This window comes from Gemmobacter lutimaris, assembly GCF_003570715.1.
Taxonomy (GTDB): Bacteria; Pseudomonadota; Alphaproteobacteria; order Rhodobacterales; family Rhodobacteraceae; genus Gemmobacter; species Gemmobacter lutimaris.
Window position 1 is genome coordinate 1 of record NZ_QXXQ01000053.1, and the last position, 864, is coordinate 864.

An 864-nucleotide genomic window follows, 5' to 3' on the forward strand; every position below is an offset into this window, starting at 1 on the left:
GGCTCCAGACTCATTGATCGTCAAAGCCAGAACATGACGGTTGCTGCGAGGGCGACAGCAGAGAGGAAGGTCTTGGCACATCTGTCGTAGCGGGTTGCGATGCGGCGCCAGTCCTTCAATCTGCCGAACATGATTTCGATCCGGTTGCGGCGCTTGTAGCGGCGTTTGTCGTAGCGGACCGCCTTGCTGCGTGACTTCCGGCCAGGGATGCACGGACGTATCCCTTTGTCTTTCAACGCCTCCCGGAACCAGTCAGCGTCATAACCCCTGTCCGCGATTAGCCATTCTGCGGCAGGCAGGCTGCCCAGCAGAGCCGCCGCGCCGGTGTAGTCGCTGACTTGGCCCGCCGTCATGAAGAACCGCAGCGGGCGGCCCTTAGCGTCCGTGACGGCGTGCAGCTTGGTGTTCAACCCGCCCTTCGTTCGTCCGATCAGACGCCCGCGTTTGTCCTCAGGCCCCCCTTTTTCGCCCGCAGGCTCGAAGCCGTGCGGTGCGCCTTCAGGTAGGTCGCGTCAATCATGACGGTCTTCTGCTCGGTGCCCTCGGAGGCCAGGCCTTCCATCATCCGGGCAAAGACACCCATGTCGCCCCACCGCTTCCAACGGTTATAGAGGGTCTTGGGAGGGCCATATTCCCGGGGCGCGTCGCACCATCGCAACCCGTTGCGATTAATGAAGATTATCCCGCTCAGCACGCGCCGGTCATCAACACGGGGCTTCCCGTGGCTCTTGGGAAAGAACGGCTTCAACCGCTCCATCTGCTCGTCTGTCAGCCAGAAAAGGTTGCTCATCCTCACCCCCAATGTCCGGGAGCTTGAATCACGCAGCGACCGCAGCCTCAAGCCGATCAATGGGTCCTGACCCT

At 61.7% G+C, this 864-nt stretch carries 1 protein-coding gene; it reads right to left on the reverse strand.

From position 1 onward, the window contains the following. Positions 1-20: 20 nt before the first annotated feature. Positions 21-790 (reverse strand): IS5 family transposase gene (locus D2N39_RS22420; RefSeq protein ID WP_267899593.1). Its coding sequence is split into 2 segments (ribosomal slippage): positions 21-454 and positions 454-790, totalling 771 coding nucleotides; the frame shifts between segments, so codons are not numbered across the junction. Positions 791-864: the final 74 nt, after the last annotated feature.